Here is a 21,108-nt window from a genome sequence, read left to right as displayed (position 1 = left end):
ACGACTCGGGCGCCCCTTGTCACCCACACGAGTGCATCTGAGGCTCCGGGAGGGCGTATCAGAGCGTTGCAGGCATACGTGCGCCGATACAGGTCCTGGTCACCACCAACTGCCCTTCCTGCGGGTAGGCGTGCCAGGTGCGCCAGCGCACCTGCCCCTCGTGGCGCTGCGCCAGCATCGCCGTGAAGGCGTGCGGTGAGCCGGGGAAGGTCCCCGCGAGTCCGTTGGGGTGGTCGGCGACGAGTGCGAGCAACTCCTGCGCCCGGCCCGCGAAGGAGCCGTGCGAGAGCGTCTCGACGCGGGCGGCGAATTCGTACTCCCATTCGCCGACGCGCTTGGAGACGCCGAGCGGGAGCGGGGTGCTGCTGCCCGGCATACAGGCGACGGTCTCCGAGCAACTGCGGCCCTCCTCTTCCAGGAGCACCTGGTGGGAAGCGCCGAGCAGCCTCAACTGGAGTCTGGCGCCGGAGAGTTCGAGGTCGAGCACGGCTAGGGCGGGCAGTGGCTCGCGTCCGAGGGCCCAGGCCAGATCGGCCGCGCGGGTGTCGGTGTAGGAGGTTTTCAGGGTGGTGAGCATGGGTCGGCTCCGCAAACACGGTTTGACGGGTGGGCCGGGGGCGCCCCGGAGAAGGGTTCAACGGGAGTGGGGAATCGCCGGCTCGGGTCCACACACGGTCCGAGGGCTGTCTCTGTCAGGAGCGAGAGAACCACGGACGCCGGGCGACTCGCAGCGTTTTTACCCAACTTGCTGTGTTTTCCAACCCCTTCGGGGACCCAACAGTTCAATTGTTCAATCAGAATCGATCGACAAGTCGGCGCCGATTGCCCACGTCACGTGCCAAGGGGACGTGGGCACCTCCCGCATCGGCGTCCGCTCAGCTGCCGCCGCCGCAGCCGCCGCCACCGCAGCTGGAGGACCCGCCGCAGGAGCTGGAGCCCCCGCCACAGCTGCTCCCGCCGCCGCCGTCCGCCCAGGTGACGCTGCCCCCGCTGCCGGTCGAACGCCCGCCGCGCCGCCGCGACCGCCGCGTGCCACCACCGAGGCTGCCCTTGACGGCGGAGAACACCGCCACGACGACCAGGATCCCCATGAGGCCGAAGAAGATTTCCATCAGTACTACCCCCGTTCTCTTGTGCGAGGGAGATGCCCTTCGCGGCATCCCGTCAAAGCCGACTTGAGCAACTCCAGAGCTTGGCTCCGGAGGTTCCTCGGTTCCGGAGCCTCAGCTGCACGAGGAGGAGCTGGAGCAACTCGACGAGGAGCAGGACGAGCTCGAACACGAGGAGCTGGAACAGGAGAAGGAATCCGAGGACGACGAGGACGACGAGGACGACGAGCAGGAGGAGGCGGACGACGAGGAGGTCGATCCCGTCGAGCCCGTCCACCAGCTGTCACCACCGCCCGAGCGGCGCGGGGAGTCCCTCAGCCCCGACACGAGGACGGCCACCCCGATCGCGATCACGATCACGATCCCGAAGAGGAAGAATGTGATGCTCATGCCAGGGCGATCCCCGTTCCGGCCACTCGCCAAAGCGCACTTGAGGAACTCCAGAGCTTCGCTCCAGGATGGCCGTCATGACACGACCGCTGCTCAACCGCCGCCTCGCCGAGTTCGGAACGACGATCTTCGCCGAGATGTCCGCGCTCGCCGCCAGGACCGGGTCGATCAACCTGGGCCAGGGCTTCCCCGACACCGACGGCCCCGAGGAGATCCGGGAGGCCGCGGTCCGCGCGCTGCGGGACGGCCGGGGCAATCAGTACCCGCCCGGCCCCGGCGTCCCCGAGCTGCGGTCGGCGATCGCCGACCACCAGCGGGAGCGGTACGGCCTCACGTACGACCCGGACGCGGAGGTGCTCGTCACCGCGGGCGCCACCGAGGCGATCGCGGCGGCGCTGCTCGCGCTGGTCGAACCGGGCGACGAGGTGATCGCCCTGGAGCCGTACTACGACTCGTACGCCGCCTGTGTCGCGATGGCCGGCGGGACCAGGGTCCCCGTCACCCTCCGCCCCCACGAGGGCGCCTACGTCCTCGACCTGGACGAGCTGCGGGCCGCCGTCACCGACCGGACCCGGCTGATCCTCCTCAACACCCCGCACAACCCGACCGGCACCGTCCTCACCCGGGCCGAGCTGACCGCCGTCGCCGAACTGGCGATCGAGCGGGACCTGCTCGTCGTCACCGACGAGGTGTACGAGCACCTGGTCTTCGACGATGCCGAGCACCTGCCGATCGCGAGCCTGCCCGGGATGCGGGAGCGCACGGTCACCATCGGCTCGGCCGGCAAGACGTTCTCGTTCACCGGCTGGAAGGTCGGCTGGATCACCGCGAGCCCCGAGCTGACCTCCGCGGTCCGCTCGGCCAAGCAGTTCCTCACGTACGTGTCGTCGGGCCCGTTCCAGCACGCGATCGCCGAGGCGCTCCGCCTCCCCGCCACGTACTTCGACACCCTCCGCGCGGAGCTCGCGGCCAAGCGGGACCTGCTGAGCGACGGCCTCGCGGAGGCGGGCTTCGAGGTCTACCGCCCGGCGGGCACCTACTTCGTCACCACCGACATCCGCTCCCTCGGCGCCACGGACGGCTTCGCCTTCTGCCGCTCGCTGCCGGAGCGCGCCGGTGTCGTCGCCATCCCCAACGCCGTCTTCTACGACGACCGCGAGGCCGGCGCCCCCTTCGTCCGCTTCGCCTTCTGCAAGAAGACCGAGGTCCTGGAGGAGGCCGTCTCCCGCCTCAAGCGCCTGGCCTGACCTTCCCCCGCGCACACGGCGAGAGCCCGGCTTCCCACAGGGGAAACCGGGCTCTTCCGAGTTCGGGTACCGGGTCGGGTACCGCGTCGGGTGCGGGAAGGCTCAGGCCTCCTCGTCGCCCTCGGCCTTCTCCTCGGGGGACTCCAGGCCGAACTGCTCCACGACCCACTTGTCGAACTCGATGGAGGCGCGGACCCAGCTGACCGTGGAGGACACGAAGTGCTCCAGGGCGACGCCGGTGCCGATCAGCATCTGGGCCTCACCGATGAGGCGGAGGGTGGCGGAGCCGTCCTCCTCCTCGTGCAGGTGCGTGTAGACCTTGGGCCACAGGGTGCGGCGGTTCCAGTCGTCGATCGCGTCGAGAACCTTGGCGCGGTCGTCGGCGGAGTGCGGGCGGTCGTAGAACGTCCGCACCGAGAAGACCTGCTGCTCGCCTTCGCCGCGGAACATGAAGTACGTGCGGAATTCCTCCCACGGCGCCGCGAGGTCACCCTCGTCGTCGACGACGTACTTCAGCTCCATCTGCTCGAGAAGCTGCTTGACGAGGTCCTGGTCGGGGACGACGGGGCCCGCCGGTCCTGCGGCCTGAGGCTGGGGCTGGCCCCCGAAATTCGGAATCGAGGACGGGTCGATGCTCACCGTGTATTTCCCTTCGTACGGATGCTCGCCATCCTCCCCCATCCCGGGCGGTCCGTGGCAAGCCCCACCTCCCGCGATCCGCTGCGGGCTGACAAGATCTGGTGCGCATGGGGGAAAACACAGCCTTTGACAGCGCGAAAAGGAAGCCGGTGAAACCGCGGCTCCGGACCTGGATCTGGGCGACCGTCGGTGTGACGGTCGTCTGCGGCGGGCCGCTGGCCCTGCTCTACTGGTTCGCGACCGCCTGGGACGACATCGGAAAACCGCAGCCGGCCGACTGCGCGGCGGTCATGACCTTCGCGCACGGAAGCCTTCCGGAGAGCGCCGAGGACGCCCGATGCACCGAGGCCCATTTCCAGGACACATTCGTCACGGCCGATTTCCGGATGGAACGCGCCGAGGTCGAGAGCTGGCTCTCCGCGACCTATCCGGCCGGCGAGCCGGCGCTCACCTGCGAGCAGGACCTCTGTGTGAGCGTGCCGTACGACGAGGGGGTGTACGCCGACGTGTCGGTCACGTACGAGGACGGGGTCACCGCCCTCGTACGCGTGAAGGCCTACACCACCTAGGGGGTGTCTTGTCGATCACGCCGCGAGCCCGGCCTGATCCGCAAGACACCACCTGGGGCCTGCCCGCCTCTGATCCCCGGACAGGCCCTGGCGTGCCTCTAGCCCGCGGCCGGGCCCACGATCAGACCGTCCTCGAAGCGGTCCACGCGGACCGTGTCGCCGTCCTGGACCTCTCCCGCGAGGATCTCCTTGGCGAGCCGGTCGCCGATCGCCGTCTGGATGAGGCGGCGCAGCGGCCGGGCGCCGTACGCCGGGTCGTTGCCCTCCTCGGCGAGCCACTCCAGGGCCTCCGGGGTGACGTCCAGGGTGAGCCGGCGCTCGGCGAGCCGCTTGGCGAGCCGGTCGATCTGGAGCCGGGCGATCCGGCCCAGCTCGGCCCGGTCGAGGGCGGAGAAGACCACCAGGTCGTCGAGCCGGTTGAGGAACTCCGGCTTGAAACTGGCCCTGACGACGTCCAGGACCTGCTGCTTCTTCACGTCCGCGGAGGTCAGGGGGTCGACGAGGTACTGGCTGCCCAGGTTCGACGTGAGGATCAGGATGGTGTTGCGGAAGTCCACCGTCCGCCCCTGCCCGTCGGTCAGCCGTCCGTCGTCCAGGACCTGGAGCAGGACGTCGAAGACCTCCGGGTGCGCCTTCTCCACCTCGTCGAGCAGGACCACGCTGTACGGACGGCGGCGGACCGCCTCCGTGAGCTGGCCGCCCTCCTCGTAGCCGACGTAGCCGGGAGGCGCGCCGACCAGCCGGGCGACGCTGTGCTTCTCGCCGTACTCCGACATGTCGATGCGGATCATGGCCCGCTCGTCGTCGAAGAGGAAGTCCGCGAGCGCCTTCGCCAGCTCCGTCTTGCCGACGCCCGTGGGGCCGAGGAAGAGGAAGGAACCGGTGGGGCGGTCGGGGTCGGCGATGCCCGCGCGGGTGCGGCGCACGGCGTCGGAGACGGCCTGGACGGCCTCGGACTGGCCGATCAGCCGTCGGCCGAGCTCGTCCTCCATACGGAGCAGCTTCTGCGTCTCGCCCTCCAGGAGGCGGCCGGCGGGGATGCCGGTCCAGGCGCCGACGACGTCCGCGATGTCGTCGGGGCCGACCTCCTCCTTGACCATGGTGTCCTTGCTGGACTCCTGCTGGGCCTCGGCCTCGCTCGCCTCCTCCAGCTCCCGCTCCAGGGCCGGGATCTCGCCGTAGAGCAGCTTGGAGGCGGTGTCGAAGTCGCCGTCGCGCTGGGCGCGCTCGGCGCGGCCGCGGGTCTCGTCGAGGCGCTCCTTGAGCTCGCCGACCCGGTTGAGGGACTGCTTCTCCTTCTCCCAGCGGGCGGTGAGGCCGCGCAGCTCCTCCTCGCGGTCGGCGAGGTCGCGCCGCAGCTTCTCCAGGCGCTGCCTGCTCGCCGGGTCCGTCTCGTTCTTCAGGGCCAGCTCCTCCATGCGGAGCCGGTCCACGGAGCGCTGGAGCTCGTCGATCTCGACGGGCGAGGAGTCGATCTCCATGCGGAGCCGGGAGGCGGCCTCGTCGACGAGGTCGATGGCCTTGTCGGGGAGGAAGCGGGAGGTGATGTACCGGTCGGAGAGGGTCGCGGCGGCCACCAGCGCGGAGTCGTTGATCTGCACCTTGTGGTGGGCCTCGTACCGGCCCTTGAGGCCGCGGAGGATCGCGATGGTGTCCTCGACCGTGGGCTCGGCGACCAGGACCTGCTGGAAGCGACGCTCCAGAGCGGGGTCCTTCTCGATCCGCTCGCGATACTCGTCGAGGGTGGTCGCGCCGACCATCCGCAGCTCGCCGCGGGCCAGCATGGGCTTGAGCATGTTGCCCGCGTCCATGGCGGAGTCGCCGCCGGCGCCCGCGCCGACGACCGTGTGCAGCTCGTCGATGAAGGTGATGATCTGGCCGTCGCTGGCCTTGATCTCGGAGAGGACGGTCTTGAGCCGCTCCTCGAACTCACCGCGGTACTTGGCTCCGGCGACCATCGCGCCGAGGTCGAGCGAGACCAGTCGCTTGTTCTTCAGCGACTCGGGTACGTCGCCCTTCACGATCCGCTGGGCGAGGCCCTCGACGACGGCGGTCTTGCCGACGCCGGGCTCACCGATGAGGACCGGGTTGTTCTTGGTGCGGCGGGACAGCACCTGCACGACGCGGCGGATCTCGTGGTCGCGGCCGATGACCGGGTCCAGCTTGCCCTCGCGCGCGGCGGCCGTGAAGTCCGTACCGAACTTCTCCAGCGCCTTGTACTGCCCCTCCGGGTCGGGTGTGGTCACCCGGCGTCCTCCCCTGCTCTTCTCGAAGGCGTCGAGCAGCTTCGGTGCGCTCGCGCCCTGCCGGTCGAGGATCTCACCGGCCTGGCCGCCCTTGGCCGCGATCGCGACGAGGAGGTGCTCGGTGGACAGGTAGTCGTCGCCGAGCTCCTTGGCCTGCCGGTCGGCGTCGGCGATGACCGCGAGGAACTCTCGACTGGGCTGCGGGGGCGCGACCGTGGACCCGGTGACGCTCGGCAGAGCGGCGAGCAGCCGCTCCGCGCCGGCCCGGACGACCGCCTGGTCGGCCTCGACGGCGGCGAGCAGGTCGGTGATGTTCTCGTTGTCCTGACCGGTGAGCAGGGCGAGCAGAAGATGGGCGGGGGTCAGGTCGGCGTGCCCCTCGGACACGGCGCGGCTGCTGGCCGCGTTGATCGCGTCCCGGCTCCGGTTGGTCAGTTCGGCGTCCACGTGCGGTGTTCCTCCTGGGGTTTCGCGGGTCCTCTCCCTTTATGACTCCTCCAGGGTACACAAAGTTGAGTCGGTCCCGCTCAAGGTTTCGGAGGGAGCTCCGCCCCGGGTAGTTTCCGTGCATGGCGACCGACCCGAGGAACCCCTCCGACTCGTACCTCAGCTTCTGGCGCGAGTACCACATGTGCACCCTGACCACCCCGCGCCCGGACGGCACCCCGCACGTCGTGGCGGTGGGCGTCACCTACGACCCCGAGGGCGGATACGCCCGGGTCATCACCAACAAGCACAGCCGGAAGGTCGCCAACGTCCTGGCGGCGGGCGCGGACGGCGCGCGGGTCGCGGTCTGCCAGGTCGACAAGGGGCGCTGGGCCACCCTGGAGGGCGTCGCACGCATCCGTACGGAGGCGGAGGTCGTCGCGGACGCGGTGACGCGCTACGCGGAGCGCTACGGGCGCACGCCGGCCGAGAACCCGGACCGGGTCGTCATCGAGATCACCCTGACGCGGGCGATGGGCCGCGCCTGAGGCGCGTACCCCTCCCGTACGGGAAGGCCCGGATGATCCCCGTACGGGAGAATCCGGGCAGCACAACGGCGCCATCGCGTTTCAGGTCCGCGATGGCGCCGCTGTGTGGGGGAAGTGCTTGAGCGATCTACAACGACGGGGGAATCGCTCAGGCACTGCGGGGGGTGGCGGTGATGGTCTCGGGCTCGATCAGCTGGTGGTCCCGCTGGTCGAGATTGACGAAGATCATGCCGTACCGGATGGCACAGCGGATGGGCTGTGGGGCGCCGCGGGGACGGCGGAGGCAGCGGTAGGCGCGGACGTCCTCGTCCTGCTCCCGTGCCACCACGATCGGCTCTCCGAAGAGGGTGATCTTCAGCGCGTCACCACGGTGGGGGATTGCCGTGGCGAGGTCGACGAAGTGCCACCCGGACCGGTAGGCCGAAGCCATCTCCCGGCGGAACCTGGGGTCGTCCGGCGGCACGGTCACGCGCCCGCGCCCTTGGGAGCGATTTCCCAGGAAGGCTCGGAAGGAGCGGCGACGACGACGTCCCTGGGAGCGATCTCCCACGAGGGCTCATCGGGTGCCGCCACCACGTCGTGCGCCGGAGCGATCTCCCACGAGGGCTCGCCCGGCCCCGCCACGGAATGCGCCGGGGTGCTCTCCCACGAGGGCTCGCCGACGGCGAGTGCGCCGAGAGCAGCCGCCGCAACGGCTATGGCGCTAAGTGCACGAACCATCCTGGTCATGGCCGATCTCCACCTCTTTTGATCACTACCTCCCCCCCGCGAGTAAGACGATGGCTCACTCACGACCCTTTCCACCAGCCAAGCCGGGCATCATGTTCCTGTAATTCATGACCCTGAGGGGGGTGCAAATGAGGCGAGAATGCGACGAGTCCGGTCATAAGCACAGTCACGGTGAACTATGCGACGCGGGCAAGGAGCTCTATGCAAGCGCTCTCCGCACCGGCCGAATAGCCCGCGCCGACGCCGAAGCCGCCCCCTGCCTGAGGGAACTGTCCCTCCTGCACCCGGACCCGGACGACAGCCAGTGGCTGCGTCCCGTGCCGCCCTCGATCGCCCTCAACCAGCTCGTGCACCCCATCGAGCAGGAGATACAGGCCCGCCGGCAGCACGCGATAGCCCTCGCGGACGCTTTCGAGCCGTTCATGGCCATCCACACGCAGGACCCTTCCGGCGCCCAGGCGATCACGGTCCTCGAAGGACTCAGCGTCATCAACGCCGCGCTGGACCGCGCCATCAACGAGTGCACCGAGGAACTCCTCACCATCCAGCCCGGCAGCGGCCGCCGCCCCGAGACCCTCGAAGCCGCCCTGCGCCGCATGGAACCGCTGCTCGACCGCGGCGTCCGGATGCGGACGCTCTACCAGCACACGGCACGGCACCATCCCGCCACGCTCGCCTACGTCGAACGCGTCGCCCCCTACGGGCTGGACCTGCGCACCCTCGAAGAGATCGTCGACCGACTGATCATCGTCGACCGCAAGGTCGCCTTCGTGCCCGCGCGCAGCGACCGCCAGGTCGCCCTCGAACTCCGCCACGAGGGCCTCGTCCAGTACCTCGTCGGCGTCTTCGACCAGTTCTGGCTGCACGGAGTGCCCTGGGAGGACGAGATCCCCTACAGCCCGTCCGTGGACGGCATAGGCGGCGTCCAGCGCTCCATCGCCAAGCTCCTCGTCGAGGGCCATGTCGACGAGGCCATCGCCCGCCGCCTCGGCATGAACGTGCGCACCTGCCGCGCCCACATCGCCAAACTCGCCGCCGCCCTCGGCAGCGGCAGCCGGGCCCAGCTCGGCTATCTGATCGCGCAGTCGGGCATCCTCGAGGGAGACAACTGACCACCGAGACACCTGACCAGCGTCGAACGGGACAACTGACCACCGTGTACGTACAGATCGACCTCGACGGGCCCGCCGGGACCCTCCGGGTCTCCGGGTACGGGCTGCCCACCGTGGAGCTCGTACGGGCCCCCGGGACCCGCCCCGACACCCACACGCCGATAGGCACCCGCAAGCCCGCGCTGCTGGCGCTGACGGTGGCCGGGGAACCCGCCGTCATCAAGCCGGCCCGCGCGCGGCTGCTGCGCCGCTCCTACCGGGTGGACGTCCGCGTCGACGGCATCCGCTACCGGCTCGTCCCCTCCTCGCACATGGACAGCCGGCTCACCCGGAACGGGAAGGCGCTCGGCACCCTTGAGTCCCCTGGGGACGGCACGGTCGACGCCGACTGGCACCCCGCCGCCGAACCCACCCCGCTCGACCGCGCCGTCGGCACCGCCCTCGCCGCCGCGTTCGGCACGGGCGCCGCGCCCTGGTGGGAGACCCTCGGCGACATCGTGGCCGAACTCATCCCGTAGACCGACCCCGTACACGCGTGAAGCCCCCTCCTCGGAAGCGAAGGGGGCTTCCACGGAGGGGGCTTCAGCGTGCGAGAACTACTCGCCGGTGCGCTTCGGGCGCCAGACCACCAGCGCGCTCGCCTGCTGCACGTCCTGGTACGGCACCAGATCGCGCCGGTAGGAGGCGTGCACCTGGGCCTCGCGCTGCCGCATCGCCGCCGCCGCGCCGTCGACGGCCGCCGACAGCTCCGCGATCCGGCTCTGCAACGCCGCGACCTGGTTCTCCAGTTCGATGATCCGCTTGATTCCGGCCAGGTTGATGCCCTCGTCCTGCGACAGCTGCTGCACCTGACGGAGCAGCTCGATGTCACGGGCCGAGTAGCGTCGGCCACGGCCGGCCGTACGGTCCGGGGAGACCAGACCGAGACGGTCGTACTGACGGAGGGTCTGCGGGTGCAGACCGGAGAGCTGGGCCGCCACCGAGATGACGTACACCGGCGACTCGTCGGTCAGTTCGTACGGATTGCGTCGGCGCCCGTCCACCGGGTCACGCTCCCTTCGCGGCCTGGAACAGCTCCGCCCGCGGATCCTCGGAGGCGGTCGCCTCGCGATAGGTCTCCAGGGCGTCACGTGCCTTGTCGTCCAGCTCCTTCGGCACCGCGACCTCGACCGTCACGAGAAGGTCGCCGCGCGTGCCGTCCTTGCGGACCGCGCCCTTGCCCCGGGCGCGCATGGTCCGGCCGTTCGGAGTGCCCGCGGGCAGCTTGAGGGTGACCGCGGGGCCGCCGAGGGTCGGCACCTTGATCTCGCCACCGAGCGCCGCCTCCGTGAAGGAGACCGGCACGGTGACGGTGAGGTTGTCGTCCTTGCGGCCGAAGACCGGGTGGGTGTCGACGTGCACCACGACGTACAGATCGCCGTTCTGCCCGCCGCGCTCCCCCGGCGCTCCCTTGCCCCGGAGACGGATCTTCTGGTTGTCGCTCACACCCGCCGGGATGCGGACCTGCATGGTGCGGGAGGACTTGGCCCGGCCGCTGCCCTTGCAGACCTCGCAGGGGTTCTCGGCGATGAGACCGCGGCCCTTGCAGTCCACGCAGGGGTCGGTGAGCGAGAAGCCGCCGCCGCTGCCGCGCGAGACCTGTCCGGTGCCGACGCAGGTCGGGCACACCCGGGGGGTGCCGTTCTTGTCGCCGGTGCCCGAACACGCCGTGCACGGCTGCTGGCTGGACATCCGCAGCGGTACGGTCGCGCCCTCGATGGCCTCGGTGAAGCTGAGCGTCACCTCGGACTCGATGTCCTGGCCGCGCCGCGGCTGGGTGCGGGTGCCCGCACCGGCGCCGCGGTTGAACAGGCCGCCGAAGACGTCCCCGATGCCGCCACTACCGCCACCGCCGCCGAAGCCGCCGGGGCCGCCCTGGGAGCCTCCGAAGAGGTCGCCCAGGTCGAAGTTGAACGAGCCGCCGCCGGGGCCGCCGGGCGACCGGAAGCCGCCGTTCCCGAAGAGGGCGCGGGCCTCGTCGTACTCCTTGCGCTTCTTGGGGTCGCCGAGGATGTCGTTGGCCTCGGAGATCTCCTTGAAGCGCTCCTCGGCCTTGGCGTCGTTCTTGTTGGCGTCCGGGTGGTTCTCGCGGGCGAGCTTCCGGTACGCCTTCTTGATCTCGGCCTCGGTGGCGTCCTTGGGGACGCCGAGAACCTTGTAGTAGTCCTTCTCGACGAAGTCCTTCGTGCTCATCGACGTCCCTCCTTCCGGACTGCTCCGGGGTCTGTCACCCCGGAGCGCGTCACCGCTCCGGGGTGAGTCGCGCTACCCCTCTTCGGGGGCACCGCTCTCCTCGTCAGTGGACGACTTCGCGTCGTCCTTGGCCGGGGCCGCGCCCGGCTGGGGCTCGGCGACGGCCACACGGGCGGGCCGGATGGTCCGCTCGCCGATCCGGTACCCCGGCTGCAGGATCGCCACGCACGTCGTCTCGGTGACGTCCGGCGCGTACGAGTGCATCAGGGCCTCGTGGATCGTCGGGTCGAAGGGCTCGCCCTCCTTGCCGAACTGCTGCAGACCCATCTTGGCGACGATGGTCTCCGTCGATTCGGCAACCGACTTGAACCCGCCCACGAGCTCGCCGTGGTCCCGGGCCCGGCCGATGTCGTCGAGCACGGGAAGGAGCTCGGTCAGGAGGCTCGCGACGGCGATCTCCTTGACCGTGACCCGGTCCCGCTCCACGCGGCGGCGGTAGTTCTGGTACTCGGCCTGGAGCCGCTGGAGGTCCGCCGTGCGCTCTTCGAGCGCCTTGCGTGCCTGGTCCAGCTGCGCCAGCAGGGCTACGTCCGTAGCGTCCCCGGCCGGGGCCGCCCCCTCCGCCTTGTCGGCGGAGGCAGCGGCCTCGGTCTCCTCGGGCGTGCCGTCGGCGGGGACGTCGGGCTTCTCCTCGAAGCCCGGGGTCTCCTCCGACATCAGACAGCGCCACCCTTCGGCTTGTCCTCGTCGACGATCTCGGCGTCGACGACGTCGTCGTCGGCCTGCGGCTGCTGGCCGGCGTCGCCGCCCGCGGCCTGCGCGCCCTGGGCGTCGGCGTACAGCGCCTGGCCGAGCTTCTGGGAGACGGCCGCGACCTTCTCGGTGGCGGTGCGGATCTCCGCGGTGTCCTCGCCCTTGAGCTTGTCCTTCAGCTCGACGATCGCGGCCTCGACCTCGGCCTTGACGTCACCGGGGACCTTGTCCTCGTTGTCCTTGAGGAACTTCTCCGTCTGGTAGACGAGCTGCTCGCCCTGGTTGCGGGACTCGGCGGCCTCGCGGCGACGGTGGTCCTCGTCCGCGTACTGCTCGGCCTCCTGGCGCATCCGGTCGACCTCGTCCTTCGGCAGCGAGGAGCCACCGGTGACGGTCATCTTCTGCTCCTTGCCCGTGCCGAGGTCCTTCGCGGTCACGTGCATGATGCCGTTGGCGTCGATGTCGAAGGCGACCTCGATCTGCGGGACACCACGCGGGGCCGGCGGCAGACCGGTCAGCTCGAACATGCCGAGCTTCTTGTTGTACGCCGCGATCTCGCGCTCGCCCTGGTAGACCTGGATCTGCACGGACGGCTGGTTGTCCTCGGCCGTCGTGAAGATCTCGGACCGCTTGGTCGGGATCGTGGTGTTGCGCTCGATGAGCTTGGTCATGATGCCGCCCTTGGTCTCGATACCAAGCGACAGCGGGGTCACGTCGAGGAGCAGGACGTCCTTGACCTCACCCTTGAGGACACCGGCCTGGAGCGCGGCGCCGATGGCGACGACCTCGTCCGGGTTGACGCCCTTGTTGGCGTCCTGACCGCCGGTCAGCTCCTTGACGAGCTCGGCGACGGCCGGCATACGGGTCGAACCACCGACGAGAACGACGTGGTCGATCTCGGAGAGGTTGATGCCCGCGTCCTTGATGACGTTGTGGAACGGCACCTTGCAGCGGTCGAGCAGGTCCGAGGTCAGCTGCTGGAACTGAGCGCGCGTGAGCTTCTCGTCCAGGTGCAGCGGGCCCTCGGCGGAGGCCGTGATGTACGGCAGGTTGATGGAGGTCTCGGTCGAGGACGAGAGCTCGATCTTCGCCTTCTCCGCGGCCTCGCGGAGACGCTGGAGAGCCATCTTGTCCTTGGCCAGGTCCACACCGTGGCCGTTCTGGAACTGCGTCACCAGGTAGTCGACGACGCGCTGGTCCCAGTCGTCACCACCGAGGTGGTTGTCACCGTTGGTGGCCTTCACCTCGACGACGCCGTCGCCGATCTCCAGGAGGGACACGTCGAAGGTGCCGCCACCGAGGTCGAAGACGAGGATCGTCTGGTCGTCCTTGTCGAGGCCGTACGCCAGGGCGGCGGCGGTCGGCTCGTTGACGATGCGCAGGACGTTGAGGCCCGCGATCTCACCGGCCTCCTTGGTCGCCTGACGCTCGGAGTCGTTGAAGTACGCCGGGACGGTGATGACCGCGTCGACGACCTTCTCGCCCAGGTAGGCCTCGGCGTCGCGCTTCAGCTTCTGCAGGATGAAGGCGCTCATCTGCTGCGGGTTGAAGTTCTTGCCGTCGATCTCGATCTTCCAGTCGGTGCCCATGTGGCGCTTGACCGACCGGATGGTCCTGTCGACGTTGGTGACGGCCTGACGCTTGGCCACCTCGCCGACGAGCACCTCGCCGTTCTTCGCGAAGGCGACGACGGACGGCGTGGTCCTGGCGCCCTCGGCGTTGGTGATGACGGTGGGCTCGCCGCCTTCGAGAACGCTGACGACGGAGTTAGTCGTGCCCAGGTCGATGCCGACCGCACGTGCCATTTCGATTCCTCCAGCTGACGTACTTGAGTGGAACAGGCTCAAGGATGCATGAAGCCCCGCGATGAGTCAACAGACCTGAGCGGAGGGGACTCAACTCTTCGCCCTTTATCTCGCTCATACGGAGTGGGGGCGCGCGTCGTTCCCGAATCCGGCGGGGTGTCGCGTGAGAGAGTCCGATGGCCCCATGTCGGGCAAACCAGCCATATCCCACGAATATCCCATGATTCTCGTTCGTCGCTCGGAAGGGTGTGGGGAATGACGGCCAAGCGCACGTTCGACGTGGTGGGCGGGCTCGCCCTCCTGGTCGTGCTGTCCCCTCTGCTCGCCGCCGTCGCCCTCTCGGTCGCCCTCGGCTCGACCACCCCCGGCCGGGGCGTGCTGCGCCGCCGCACGGTGGCAGGCTTGGAGGGAGAACCCTTCACGATGCTGACCTTCCGCACGAAGAGCCCGCTGGCCGCGCTGCCCCTCCTCGTGCACGTCGTCGGCGGCCGGATGTCGCTGGTCGGACCGTGTCCACTGACCCCGGGCCACCGCGAGTGCGCGGGCGAGGGACGTCGTCGGCTCTCCGTGCGCCCCGGGCTCACCGGCCCGTGGCAGATCAGCGGCCGCTCGGACCTGCCGTGGGAGGAGCGTGAGCTGCTCGACCTCCACTATGTGGACCACCACTGGCTGGGGATGGATCTGACGATCCTGGCGCGTACGCTTCCAGCAGTCCGCAGGCGTCGCGCGGCAAGGTTTGCCTGAGCGACACAGATCACCGCGAGCGCCGCTACAGCACGGGGCCCCGAACGGGTAATCTCAGCACGGACTCCATAAGTTACCGCTTAGTAGGCCCGCCCGAGGAGCCCCTCATGCAACTCGCCGCGATCGTCGTGTCGATCGTCATCACGGTGGTGGCCGTCGCGCTGTTCGGCCGTGCCACCGTGCAGATCTACCGGTTCGTGCGCCTCGGCCAGCCCGTGCCCGCGGGCACGCGCACCGGCGACCCCACCCAGCGCACCATCACCCTGGTCAAGGAATTCCTCGGCCACACCCGGATGAACCGCTGGGGCATCGTCGGCTTCGCGCACTGGTTCGTCGCGGTGGGCTTCTTCTCGCTGCTCCTGACGATCGTGAACGCCTTCGGCCAGCTCTTCCAGGCCGACTGGCTGATCCCGATCATCGGCGACTGGCTGCCGTACGAGATCTTCACCGAGTTCCTCGGTCTGATGACGGTCCTGGGCATCGTGACGCTCATCGTGATCCGGCAGCTCAGCAAGCCGACCAAGGCGGGCCGCAAGTCCCGCTTCGCCGGCTCGAAGACCGGCCAGGCGTACTTCGTCGAGGCCGTCATCCTGATCGTCGGCGTCTGCATCATGACGCTGCGCGCCCTCGAAGGCGTCCAGCACCACGTGACCGGCTGGGAGCCGGGCTTCTTCGCCTCGTACCCGCTGATCGCGCTGCTCGACGGCCTGGACCTGAGCACGATCCAGTACCTCACCTACTTCTTCGCGTGCCTCAAGATCGTCACGTCCTTCACCTGGATGATCACGGTCTCGCTGAACACCAACATGGGTGTCGCCTGGCACCGCTTCCTCGGCTTCCCGAACATCTGGTTCAAGCGGAACGCCGACGGATCCACCGCCCTCGGCGCGCTCCAGCCGATGACGACGGCCGGCAAGGAGATCGACTGGGAGGACCCGGCCGAGGACGCCGTCTTCGGTGTCTCCCAGGTCGAGCAGTTCTCCTGGAAGGGCATCCTCGACTTCTCCACCTGCACCGAGTGCGGCCGCTGCCAGTCGCAGTGCCCCGCCTGGAACACCGGCAAGCCCCTCTCCCCCAAGCTCCTCATCATGTCGCTGCGCGACCACGCGCACGCCAAGGCGCCGTACCTGCTCGCGGGCGGCGGCAAGGACATGGAGGGCAACGAGAAGGCCACCGAGGAGCAGCTCAAGGACGTCCCCGCGTCGGCGATCGCCGAGGCCGAGCGCCCCCTCATCGGCACCGCCGAGGAGAACGGCGTCATCGACCCCGACGTCCTGTGGTCCTGCACCACCTGCGGCGCCTGCGTCGAGCAGTGCCCGGTCGACATCGAGCACATCGACCACATCGTCGACATGCGCCGCTACCAGGTGATGATCGAGAGCGCGTTCCCGTCCGAGGCGGGCACGATGCTCAAGAACCTGGAGAAGAAGGGCAACCCCTGGGGCCTGGCGAAGAAGCAGCGCGTCGAGTGGACCAAGGAGGTCGACTTCGAGGTCCCGATCGTCGGCAAGGACGTCGAAGACCTCTCCGAGTTCGACTACCTCTACTGGGTCGGCTGCGCCGGCGCCCTGGAGGACCGGGCCAAGAAGACCACCAAGGCCTTCGCGGAGCTCCTGCACATGGCGGGCGTCAAGTTCGCGATCATGGGCGGCGACGAGAAGTGCACCGGTGACTCCCCCCGCCGCCTGGGCAACGAGCCGCTGTTCCAGCAGCTCGCGCAGGAGAACGTCGCGATGCTGAACATGGCGTTCGGCGAGGACGACGAGGACGAGTCGACGAAGAAGCCGAAGTCGGCGAAGAAGATCGTCTCGACCTGCCCGCACTGCTTCAACACCATCGCCAACGAGTACCCGCAGCTCGGCGGCGAGTACGAGGTCATCCACCACACCCAGCTGCTCCAGCACCTCATCGACGAGGGCAAGCTGGTCCCGGTGACCCCGGTCGACGGTCTGATCACCTACCACGACCCGTGCTACCTGGGCCGCCACAACAAGGTCTACACGCCCCCGCGCGAGATCATGTCGGCCGTCCCCGGCCTGCGTCAGCAGGAGATGCACCGCCACAAGGAGCGCGGCTTCTGCTGTGGCGCCGGTGGCGCGCGGATGTGGATGGAGGAGCGGATCGGCAAGCGCATCAACAACGAGCGCGTCGAGGAGGCCCTGTCCCTCAACCCGGACATCGTCTCCACCGCCTGCCCGTTCTGCCTGGTCATGCTGACCGACTCGGTCAACGGCAAGAAGAACGAGGGCAAGGCCAAGGAGTCCGTCACGGTCGTCGACGTGGCCCAGCTGCTGCTCGAATCGGTGAAGACCCCGGTGGACCCGGAGCCGGAGCCGGCCGAGGAGCCGGAGCCGGAACCGGCTGCCTGAGCCCGATGTGAAAGGGCCGCCCCGCGCGTGAGCGCGGGGCGGCCCTTTTCGTCGTGCCGGAGGCCCCCGTCGCCGACATCTCCGACGCTACGAGTACGACATTGAGCTGATACGTCGGATTTATGGCAGCGACCCCGAGCCTGCCCGCCGACCGTGTCACAGCGTGGTTCGACCCTGGCCACCCCCTAGGGGATGTCACAGCTCAGTGGCAAGGACAGGTCCGGGGAGCGCCCGCACGGCGGAAGCGGGTACGTTCGACGACGTGGCTGGATTCAGGAACGGACGCGGCCGGGACAACCGCCCCCCGCACAATCAACCGCAGCAGGCGCCGTACGGGTACAACGCGGCCCCGCCGCCGTACCCGCAGCAGCAGTGGCAACAGCCACCGCAGGGGCAGCAGGGGCAGCAGGGACACCAGAGGCAGCAGCAGGGCGGCGGGCAGCCCTACGGGGAGCCGGAGTACTTCGGGGAGCCCTACGGCCAGCCGCAGCACCCGCACGCGGCGACGGCGAACAACCCGGGCCACACCCAGATGTTCAGCGTCGACGACCCCTACGCCGGCGCCGCGCCCCACCACGCCGGCGCCGCCCCCGTACCGACGGGCCCCCGGCTCCCGTGGAAGCCCCTCCTGAGCGGCATCGTGCTTCGTCCTGCGGACACGTTCCTGCGGATGCGGGACCACGCCGTCTGGGGCCCTGCGCTGGTCGTCACCTTCCTGTACGGACTGCTCGCGATCTTCGGCTTCGACAAGGCGCGCGCCGAGGCGATCGACGCACCCCTGTCGACCGCGATTCCGTACATCCTGATGACCGCCCTCGGCTTCGTCGTCGGCGGTCTGATCCTGGGCGCGGTGACGCACACGCTGGCGCGCCAGCTGGGCGGCGACGGGGCCTGGCAGCCGACGGTGGGCCTGTCCATGCTGATCATGTCGATCACGGACGCGCCGCGGCTGGTCTTCGCGCTCTTCCTGGGCGGCGAGAACGGCCTGGTCCAGGTGATCGGCTGGCTGACCTGGCTGGCGGCGGGAGCGCTCTTCACGATGATGGTGAGCCGTTCGCACGACCTGCCGTGGCCGAAGGCGCTGGGCGCGTCGGCGATCCAGCTGGTGGCGCTGCTGAGCCTGATCAAGCTCGGCACGCTCTGACCGACGGGAACGAGACGCGAAGAGGCCCCCACCGGTGCGGTGGGGGCCTCTTCGCGCGCTGTGCCGGGGATCAGGCGTCGAGGACCTGGCCCTCGCGCTTGACGACGGGCGGCTCGACCGACCAGGGGAAGTTGATCCACTCGTCGGTCTTCTTCCACACGTACTCGCACTTCACGAGGGAGTGGGACTTCTCGTAGATGACGGCGGAGCGGACCTCGGCGACGTGGTCGACGCAGAAGTCGTGGACGAGCTTGAGGGTCTTGCCGGTGTCGGCGACGTCGTCGGTGATGAGCACCTTCTTGTCGCTGAAGTCGATCGCGTCGGGCACGGGCGCCAGCATGACCGGCATCTCCAGCGTGGTGCCCACACCGGTGTAGAACTCCACGTTCACGAGGTGGATGTTCTTGCAGTCGAGGGCGTAGGCCAGACCGCCGGCGACGAAGACGCCGCCACGGGCGATGGAGAGCACGATGTCGGGCTCGTAGCCGTCGTCGGCGATGGTCTGCGCCAGCTCACGCACGGCGCGCCCGAAACCCTCGTACGTCAGGTTCTCGCGTACTTCACTCATGCCTGCGACCGCCTCACACCTGGGTCCGATGGAAGTTCATGAACGAGCGGGAGGCCGTCGGCCCCCGCTGGCCCTGGTACCGGGAGCCGTACCGCTCGCTGCCGTACGGGAACTCGGCGGGCGAGCTCAGCCGGAACATGCACAGCTGCCCGATCTTCATGCCCGGCCAGAGCTTGATCGGCAGGGTGGCGAGGTTCGACAGCTCCAGGGTCACGTGCCCGGAGAAGCCGGGGTCGATGAACCCGGCGGTGGAGTGCGTGACCAGCCCGAGCCGGCCGAGGGAGCTCTTGCCCTCCAGCCGCGACGCGATGTCGTCGGGGAGGCTGATGACCTCGTAGGTCGAGGCGAGCACGAACTCGCCGGGGTGGAGGATGAACGCCTCGTCGCCCTCGGGCTCGACCTCACGGGTCAGGTCGAGCTGCTCGACCGCGGGGTCGATGTGGGGGTAGCGGTGGTTCTCGAACACCCGGAAGAAGCGGTCAAGCCTCACGTCGATGCTCGAGGGCTGCACCATGAATTCGTCGTACGGGTCGATGCGCACCCGTCCGGCATCGATCTCGGCCCGGATGTCCTTGTCTGAGAGAAGCACGCCCCCACGATACGCAGAGGGCGCGGACCTGCCCCAATCGGCAGGCGTCCGCGCCCCGCCACTCGTCAGCGCCGCCCGGTCTCCACCGGCACCGCGTGCCGCAGCCGCGCACACCTGGGACACCGGATGAGCCGTCCTGGCCCGATCCGCCCGGTCCCGAGCTGCTGAAGCGGGAACGAAGAGGTACTGAACACATGCCCTTCGGCACAACGGACGACGGTGCGCTCCATCGGACCCATCAAGTCCCTTCCCCTACACATGTGGTGGACGGGAAGCCACATTAGGGGATCAACGGGACACCCTCCACGCGGCACTCCGCGCGCGCGGAGGCATGAACTTCGCCTCAAGTGGCGCATGGGGTACAGTGTGCAACGATGCGGCACCGTTCATCAGGCCGCTGTGCGGATGTAGTTTAATGGTAGAACATGAGCTTCCCAAGCTTATAGCGCGGGTTCGATTCCCGTCATCCGCTCTCGAATGAAGGCCCTGGTCTCTGACCAGGGCCTTCATCGTCGTCCATGCCTCTTCAGGTATCGCGTACCGGTGGGGTCGGCCGGGGGTCAGAACTCCAGGACCTCGCGGTCGAGCGGGTAGCGCGCACGGTGGGGTCCGTCGTACGGCGAGGGCGTGATCGGGAGGACACCGGTGGGCTGCAGGCCCAGGTTGTCGTCCCAGAGCCTGGGTTCGACATGTCCGACGACGCGGAACTTCCGGAAGGTGAACGGGGGGCTGTCGGTCGGGAAGAACTCGGGCGTCGTCATCACCTGGAAGTGCAGGTGCGGCGTGGTCGAGTTGCCGCTGTTGCCGATCAGCCCGAGGACCCTGCCGGGTTCGACGTGGTCGCCTTCCCGGACCCTGAGCGAGCCGGGCTTCAGGTGCGCGTAGAGGAGGTAGCGGCCGGGCGCGACCTCCACGGTGACGTGGTTGCCGACGGTCTCCTCGATGGGCGGGACCGGCGGCGTGACGGGCGGCGTGTTGTCGGGGATCCCGTCCTGGACCTCCACCACCCGGCCGCCGGCCGCCGCCACGACGGGCTGCCGGTAGCTCAGGTAGCTGGTGAGCCGCGCGGGGTCGCCCTCCCAGGTCTGCCCCTGCTCTCCGACCCGGTACCAGTCGATCGCGAAGCGCTGCGGTACGTAGAAGCGACCGTTGATCGGGCCGAGGCCGCGCCGGTGGTGGGTGTTGCCGCAGCACGACTCGCTGGAGTACCAGGTGCCGGGGCGGACCGGCGCGTCCAGGTTCAGCGGCGCGGTGCGGTCGGTCGGGGTGATCTGGACCGTCTCCTCGAACGGGGAGGAGCCCGAGGCGGTGAGGACGGCGCCAGAGAGGTGGTGCTCAAGGACCTTGGGCACCCGCTCGCCGCGGTCGAGGGCCAGGTCGATCCAGACGACCCACTGCTGGGAGCCCGGGATCACGGTCGGCGTCGGCCCCGGCGGCGCCGGCGTGTATCCGTCCGCACCGGGCAGGGGGGCGCCCACCGGGTTGGCGGCATCGGCCAGCGCCTGCCCGCTCAGCGATCCCACCACCCGGTGCGTGCGGGCGTCCCGGACCTCGACACGGTCCAGCCGCACCCGTGCGCTGCTGGCCAGCGCGTTCGTGGTGAGCAGTTCGTACGAGAGGTGCGTCTTGCCGTCCGTGGCAATGAACGGAGCCGGTTCCGTCATCACCGTCGCCGTCAGCGGCGTGAACTGGGGGCCGGGCACCGGCGCGGCCTCGCCTGTGCCGTATCCGGGTGTCGTCGAAGCCGTCAGCATGCCGACCGCGAGCACGGCGGCGGCGAGCCCGCGACGTAGCGGGCCGCGGCCGGTGCGGTTGCGAGGGTGGCGCTCTGCCATGGTGCTCTTCCAGTCGTCGGGTCCGGGACCGCGAAGGGCACCGGCACGCCCCGC

General features: G+C 69.3%; 22 protein-coding genes and 1 tRNA gene. 9 read left to right on the top strand and 14 right to left on the bottom strand.

Features of this window, described 5'->3' with window-relative positions; genetic code table 11:
• Nucleotides 1-58: 58 nt before the first annotated feature.
• From OG259_RS22485 to OG259_RS22475, 3 genes are all read right to left on the bottom strand, one after another.
• The gene (locus OG259_RS22485) at nucleotides 59-577 is read right to left on the bottom strand and encodes a DUF2617 family protein (protein WP_328943893.1); all 519 of its coding nucleotides are present in this window, start codon (nucleotides 575-577) and stop codon (nucleotides 59-61) included.
• 298 nt (nucleotides 578-875) lie between these two features.
• Nucleotides 876-1,112: a hypothetical protein gene (locus tag OG259_RS22480; RefSeq protein ID WP_328943892.1), complete on the bottom strand. Its 237-nt coding sequence runs from the start codon at nucleotides 1,110-1,112 to the stop codon at nucleotides 876-878.
• Between the two features lie 52 nt (nucleotides 1,113-1,164).
• Complete coding sequence (locus OG259_RS22475) at nucleotides 1,165-1,386, bottom strand: hypothetical protein (RefSeq protein ID WP_328943891.1); 222 nt, start codon at nucleotides 1,384-1,386, stop codon at nucleotides 1,165-1,167.
• Nucleotides 1,387-1,567: 181 nt separating this feature from the next.
• On the opposite strand from OG259_RS22475, the gene OG259_RS22470 reads away from it, so the two are divergent.
• Nucleotides 1,568-2,746: a pyridoxal phosphate-dependent aminotransferase gene (locus tag OG259_RS22470; protein ID WP_443051997.1), complete on the top strand. Its 1,179-nt coding sequence runs from the start codon at nucleotides 1,568-1,570 to the stop codon at nucleotides 2,744-2,746.
• A 102-nt stretch (nucleotides 2,747-2,848) separates the two neighbouring features.
• On the opposite strand, the gene OG259_RS22465 is transcribed toward OG259_RS22470, so the two are convergent.
• Nucleotides 2,849-3,385 (bottom strand): YbjN domain-containing protein, encoded by a 537-nt coding sequence (locus OG259_RS22465; protein WP_266893614.1) that lies wholly within the window; start codon nucleotides 3,383-3,385, stop codon nucleotides 2,849-2,851.
• Between the two features lie 149 nt (nucleotides 3,386-3,534).
• Between OG259_RS22465 and OG259_RS22460 the strand changes: the two genes are divergently transcribed.
• Nucleotides 3,535-3,954 carry a hypothetical protein gene (locus tag OG259_RS22460; RefSeq protein ID WP_328943889.1) on the top strand — a complete coding sequence of 140 codons (420 nt, stop codon included), beginning with the start codon at nucleotides 3,535-3,537 and terminating at the stop codon, nucleotides 3,952-3,954.
• A 98-nt stretch (nucleotides 3,955-4,052) separates the two neighbouring features.
• Here OG259_RS22460 and clpB read toward each other — a convergent pair whose 3' ends face one another.
• Nucleotides 4,053-6,647 carry an ATP-dependent chaperone ClpB gene (clpB, locus tag OG259_RS22455; protein ID WP_328943888.1) on the bottom strand — a complete coding sequence of 865 codons (2,595 nt, stop codon included), beginning with the start codon at nucleotides 6,645-6,647 and terminating at the stop codon, nucleotides 4,053-4,055.
• Nucleotides 6,648-6,769: 122 nt separating this feature from the next.
• On the opposite strand from clpB, the gene OG259_RS22450 reads away from it, so the two are divergent.
• Nucleotides 6,770-7,174 carry a pyridoxamine 5'-phosphate oxidase family protein gene (locus OG259_RS22450; RefSeq protein ID WP_328943887.1) on the top strand — a complete coding sequence of 135 codons (405 nt, stop codon included), beginning with the start codon at nucleotides 6,770-6,772 and terminating at the stop codon, nucleotides 7,172-7,174.
• A gap of 148 nt (nucleotides 7,175-7,322) precedes the next feature.
• Here OG259_RS22450 and OG259_RS22445 read toward each other — a convergent pair whose 3' ends face one another.
• A complete protein-coding gene (locus tag OG259_RS22445) occupies nucleotides 7,323-7,643 on the bottom strand; it encodes a hypothetical protein (protein ID WP_030323603.1) in 321 nt (106 codons plus the stop codon).
• The gene (locus OG259_RS22440) at nucleotides 7,640-7,903 is read right to left on the bottom strand and encodes a hypothetical protein (RefSeq protein ID WP_266893624.1); all 264 of its coding nucleotides are present in this window, start codon (nucleotides 7,901-7,903) and stop codon (nucleotides 7,640-7,642) included. Before OG259_RS22440 ends, OG259_RS22445 begins: the two co-directional genes overlap by 4 nt.
• Before the next feature lie 107 nt (nucleotides 7,904-8,010).
• On the opposite strand from OG259_RS22440, the gene OG259_RS22435 reads away from it, so the two are divergent.
• Entirely contained in the window at nucleotides 8,011-9,015 is a 1,005-nt protein-coding gene (locus OG259_RS22435; protein ID WP_328943886.1) for a helix-turn-helix transcriptional regulator, read from the top strand.
• A 44-nt stretch (nucleotides 9,016-9,059) separates the two neighbouring features.
• The gene (locus OG259_RS22430; protein ID WP_328943885.1) at nucleotides 9,060-9,533 is read left to right on the top strand and encodes a hypothetical protein; all 474 of its coding nucleotides are present in this window, start codon (nucleotides 9,060-9,062) and stop codon (nucleotides 9,531-9,533) included.
• Nucleotides 9,534-9,611: 78 nt separating this feature from the next.
• Here the strand turns inward: OG259_RS22430 and OG259_RS22425 are convergent, their stop codons facing one another.
• The 4 genes from OG259_RS22425 to dnaK form a co-directional block, all read right to left on the bottom strand.
• A complete protein-coding gene (locus tag OG259_RS22425) occupies nucleotides 9,612-10,058 on the bottom strand; it encodes a heat shock protein transcriptional repressor HspR (RefSeq protein ID WP_266893630.1) in 447 nt (148 codons plus the stop codon).
• Nucleotides 10,059-10,062: 4 nt separating this feature from the next.
• Complete coding sequence (gene dnaJ / locus OG259_RS22420) at nucleotides 10,063-11,247, bottom strand: molecular chaperone DnaJ (protein ID WP_328943884.1); 1,185 nt, start codon at nucleotides 11,245-11,247, stop codon at nucleotides 10,063-10,065.
• Between the two features lie 72 nt (nucleotides 11,248-11,319).
• On the bottom strand, nucleotides 11,320-11,964 hold the full coding sequence (grpE, locus tag OG259_RS22415) for a nucleotide exchange factor GrpE (protein ID WP_328943883.1): 645 nt from the start codon (nucleotides 11,962-11,964) through the stop codon (nucleotides 11,320-11,322).
• The gene (gene dnaK, locus OG259_RS22410; protein WP_266893635.1) at nucleotides 11,964-13,805 is read right to left on the bottom strand and encodes a molecular chaperone DnaK; all 1,842 of its coding nucleotides are present in this window, start codon (nucleotides 13,803-13,805) and stop codon (nucleotides 11,964-11,966) included. Before dnaK ends, grpE begins: the two co-directional genes overlap by 1 nt.
• 255 nt (nucleotides 13,806-14,060) lie before the next feature.
• Here dnaK and OG259_RS22405 point away from each other — a divergent pair, with 255 nt between their 5' ends.
• The 3 genes from OG259_RS22405 to OG259_RS22395 all read left to right on the top strand — a co-directional run bounded on the left by OG259_RS22405 (nucleotide 14,061) and on the right by OG259_RS22395 (nucleotide 18,062).
• Complete coding sequence (locus OG259_RS22405; protein ID WP_328943882.1) at nucleotides 14,061-14,549, top strand: sugar transferase; 489 nt, start codon at nucleotides 14,061-14,063, stop codon at nucleotides 14,547-14,549.
• Nucleotides 14,550-14,656: 107 nt separating this feature from the next.
• Complete coding sequence (locus OG259_RS22400) at nucleotides 14,657-16,918, top strand: (Fe-S)-binding protein (RefSeq protein ID WP_328943881.1); 2,262 nt, start codon at nucleotides 14,657-14,659, stop codon at nucleotides 16,916-16,918.
• 262 nt (nucleotides 16,919-17,180) lie between these two features.
• Complete coding sequence (locus OG259_RS22395) at nucleotides 17,181-18,062, top strand: Yip1 family protein (RefSeq protein ID WP_328943880.1); 882 nt, start codon at nucleotides 17,181-17,183, stop codon at nucleotides 18,060-18,062.
• Between the two features lie 70 nt (nucleotides 18,063-18,132).
• Here the strand turns inward: OG259_RS22395 and OG259_RS22390 are convergent, their stop codons facing one another.
• Both OG259_RS22390 and dcd read right to left on the bottom strand, forming a co-directional pair.
• Nucleotides 18,133-18,630, bottom strand: a complete 498-nt coding sequence (locus OG259_RS22390; protein WP_030323619.1) for a phosphoribosyltransferase — start codon at nucleotides 18,628-18,630, stop codon at nucleotides 18,133-18,135.
• Nucleotides 18,631-18,643: 13 nt separating this feature from the next.
• The gene (gene dcd, locus OG259_RS22385; RefSeq protein WP_315894033.1) at nucleotides 18,644-19,219 is read right to left on the bottom strand and encodes a dCTP deaminase; all 576 of its coding nucleotides are present in this window, start codon (nucleotides 19,217-19,219) and stop codon (nucleotides 18,644-18,646) included.
• 401 nt (nucleotides 19,220-19,620) lie between these two features.
• Here dcd and OG259_RS22380 point away from each other — a divergent pair.
• Nucleotides 19,621-19,691, top strand: a tRNA-Gly gene (locus OG259_RS22380).
• Nucleotides 19,692-19,779: 88 nt separating this feature from the next.
• On the opposite strand, the gene OG259_RS22375 is transcribed toward OG259_RS22380, so the two are convergent.
• Nucleotides 19,780-21,054 (bottom strand): M23 family metallopeptidase, encoded by a 1,275-nt coding sequence (locus OG259_RS22375; RefSeq protein WP_328943879.1) that lies wholly within the window; start codon nucleotides 21,052-21,054, stop codon nucleotides 19,780-19,782.
• Nucleotides 21,055-21,108: the final 54 nt, after the last annotated feature.

The organism is Streptomyces sp. NBC_00250 (assembly GCF_036192275.1).
Taxonomy (GTDB): Bacteria; Actinomycetota; Actinomycetes; order Streptomycetales; family Streptomycetaceae; genus Streptomyces.
Note: the sequence above shows the minus strand (reverse complement) of the source record. Positions and strands in the feature narration are given on the sequence as shown.

Bases quoted from the DNA above. Each gene is read 5' to 3' on its own strand.
- OG259_RS22390 (WP_030323619.1), bottom strand. From the start codon at position 18,630: ATGAGTGAAGTACGCGAGAACCTGACGTACGAGGGTTTCGGGCGCGCC.
- OG259_RS22405 (WP_328943882.1), top strand. From the start codon at position 14,061: ATGACGGCCAAGCGCACGTTCGACGTGGTGGGCGGGCTCGCCCTCCTG.
- OG259_RS22440 (WP_266893624.1), bottom strand. From the start codon at position 7,903: ATGACCAGGATGGTTCGTGCACTTAGCGCCATAGCCGTTGCGGCGGCT.
- OG259_RS22375 (WP_328943879.1), bottom strand. From the start codon at position 21,054: ATGGCAGAGCGCCACCCTCGCAACCGCACCGGCCGCGGCCCGCTACGT.
- OG259_RS22435 (WP_328943886.1), top strand. From the start codon at position 8,011: ATGACCCTGAGGGGGGTGCAAATGAGGCGAGAATGCGACGAGTCCGGT.
- grpE (WP_328943883.1), bottom strand. From the start codon at position 11,964: ATGTCGGAGGAGACCCCGGGCTTCGAGGAGAAGCCCGACGTCCCCGCC.
- dnaK (WP_266893635.1), bottom strand. From the start codon at position 13,805: ATGGCACGTGCGGTCGGCATCGACCTGGGCACGACTAACTCCGTCGTC.
- OG259_RS22480 (WP_328943892.1), bottom strand. From the start codon at position 1,112: ATGGAAATCTTCTTCGGCCTCATGGGGATCCTGGTCGTCGTGGCGGTG.
- OG259_RS22485 (WP_328943893.1), bottom strand. From the start codon at position 577: ATGCTCACCACCCTGAAAACCTCCTACACCGACACCCGCGCGGCCGAT.
- OG259_RS22470 (WP_443051997.1), top strand. From the start codon at position 1,568: ATGGCCGTCATGACACGACCGCTGCTCAACCGCCGCCTCGCCGAGTTC.
- OG259_RS22450 (WP_328943887.1), top strand. From the start codon at position 6,770: ATGGCGACCGACCCGAGGAACCCCTCCGACTCGTACCTCAGCTTCTGG.
- OG259_RS22400 (WP_328943881.1), top strand. From the start codon at position 14,657: ATGCAACTCGCCGCGATCGTCGTGTCGATCGTCATCACGGTGGTGGCC.
- dnaJ (WP_328943884.1), bottom strand. From the start codon at position 11,247: ATGAGCACGAAGGACTTCGTCGAGAAGGACTACTACAAGGTTCTCGGC.